Origin of the sequence: Terrabacter terrae, from assembly GCF_039529575.1 — a bacterium.
In the GTDB taxonomy this organism is placed as follows: Bacteria; Actinomycetota; Actinomycetes; order Actinomycetales; family Dermatophilaceae; genus Terrabacter; species Terrabacter terrae.
On the sequence record NZ_BAAANB010000168.1, the window covers coordinates 1 to 1,986 of the forward strand.

General features: G+C 72.4%; 3 protein-coding genes. 1 reads left to right on the top strand and 2 read right to left on the bottom strand.

Features of this window, described 5'->3' with window-relative positions; all coding sequences use genetic code 11:
• The first annotated feature begins 27 nt into the window (after positions 1 to 27).
• On the top strand, positions 28 to 561 hold the full coding sequence (locus tag ABD194_RS20370; protein WP_343994915.1) for a hypothetical protein: 534 nt from the start codon (positions 28 to 30) through the stop codon (positions 559 to 561).
• Positions 562 to 627: 66 nt separating this feature from the next.
• Here ABD194_RS20370 and ABD194_RS20375 read toward each other — a convergent pair whose 3' ends face one another.
• A complete protein-coding gene (locus ABD194_RS20375; RefSeq protein WP_343994918.1) occupies positions 628 to 1,107 on the bottom strand; it encodes a hypothetical protein in 480 nt (159 codons plus the stop codon).
• Positions 1,108 to 1,179: 72 nt separating this feature from the next.
• The coding region (locus ABD194_RS20380) for a glycoside hydrolase family 15 protein (RefSeq protein ID WP_343994920.1) at positions 1,180 to 1,986 on the bottom strand (807 nt) is incomplete at its 5' end.

A 1,986-nucleotide genomic window follows, 5' to 3' on the forward strand; every position in this document is an offset into this window, starting at 1 on the left:
GCCGCGTAGGGCCGAGGGGTGGTGCACGTGGACGACCGGAACGCCGAGCCCGAGGGTGACGTGCGCATCGACCGTCGGTCCAAGCGCGACCCCTTCGGCCTGATCAGCGGTGGCGAAGGCCTGATCACCGGGACGGTGGTGTGCGCGGCGGTCATCGCCTACGGCGGTGGACACGTCGACTCGACGGCGCAGCTGTGCCTCGCCATCTTCGGCACCGTGCTCGTCTACTGGGTGGCCCACCTGCACGCGCGGACCCTCGGCGCCGCGGTCACCCACGGTCACCACCCGCTCGTCGCCCTGCGCCTGGCCCTGCACGAGACCTGGCCGATCGCGGGCGCCTCGGTGCTGCCGATCCTCGTCCTGCTCGTCGCCGATGTCGCCGGCGCCTCCCTGCGGACGGCGGCGTGGACGGCGCTGATCGCCACGATCGTCCTGTTGACCGCCTACAGCTACCTCGCCGGGGCGCGCAGCGGCCTCAGCCCGTGGGGGCGCGTCGCGAGCGCTGCGGTCGGGGCGGGGATCGGCCTGCTCGTGGCCGCCTTGAAGGTGGCCCTCCACTGAGCGAGCGGCGACGCGAGGGCGCGCCCCACGGCATACGCCATCGGATGCCGTGGGGCCCGGCTGGCGTCAGGCGGTCACGGTCGCGCGCACCCGGTCGAGCATGTCCTGTTCGCGCTCGCTGACGAGCTGCGCGCCGAACCCCATGAACCCGCCCTCCTTCGCGGCGTTCGCGGCGGCCTGAGCCGCGGCGACCAGCCACTGCCCGAAGGCGGCGGTCTCCTCGGCAGTCGCCTTCTCGGCCACGATCGCCTGCACCGCCCGCAGCTCCTCGAGCACCTGCTCCCCGGGCTGCGCGCCGCCGGTGGGCTTGAAGCCGCTGACCGGGTTGTGCCGCTGCTGCACGGTGGCCTGGATCTCCAGGGCCACCTCGGCGAGCAGCTGCTCGTGGCTCGGCGGGTTGGTGGCGCTCTTGAGCGTGGCCATCGACTCCTTGGCGGCCTCGATGGGGCCACCCGGGTCGGCCAGCGAGATCGCCATCCCGGCGACCAGCGGGGCGCGCACGACGCGCGTCCACTCCTCCTCGGTGAAGTCGCTCTTCGCGGTCACGATGCTCCTTCCGGTTCGTGCTGTCGTATGCCGTGTCGTTGCCGTGCCGTCGTGTGCCGGGTGGTCGGGTGCTCAGGCCCTCGCGTCGGCCGTGGCCGGCCTGGCCCCGTTGCCCGCGACCCGGCCCACGCCGTCGCTTCGCGACGTGGGGACCCGGGACTCACGTCTCGCCGTCGCCGGAGGGTTGAGGTCGAGCTCCCGGTCGAGGGTGATCGCCGCGTCGATCAGGGACAGGTGGGTGAACGCCTGGGGGAAGTTGCCGATCTGCTCGCCGGTGAGCGCGATCTCCTCCGAGTAGAGGCCGACGTGGTTGGCGTACGTCAGCATCTTCTCGAAGGTCTCCCGGGCCTTGCTCAGCTGGCCGGCGCGGGCGAGTGAGGAGACGTAGGCGAACGTGCACAGCGAGAAGGTGCCCTCGGAGCCGCGCAGCCCGTCCGGCGAGGCCGCGGGGTCGTAGCGGTAGACGAGGCTGTCGGTGACGAGCTCGCCGTCCATCGCCTCGAGGGTGGAGGTCCACATCGGGTCGGTCGGGGTGATGAAGCCGACGGTGGACATGCGCAGCAGCGAGGCGTCGAGCACGTCGGTCCGGTAGTGCTGCCGGAACGCCTTGCGCGTCGGGCTCCAGCCGCGCTCCATGATCTGGTCGTAGATGGCGTCCCGCTGGGCACGCCAGCGCTCCAGCGGGGCGGGACGTCCGTGCAGCGTGGCGAGGCGGATCCCGCGGTCGAGCGCCACCCAGTTCATCAGCCGCCCGTACGTGAAGTCCTGACGCCCGCCGCGGGTCTCCCAGATGCCCTCCTCGGGCTGGTCCCAGTTGTCGGTGACCCAGTTGAGCAGGTCGCTGATCCGCTGCCAGCCGTGGTGCCCCATGGCGATGCC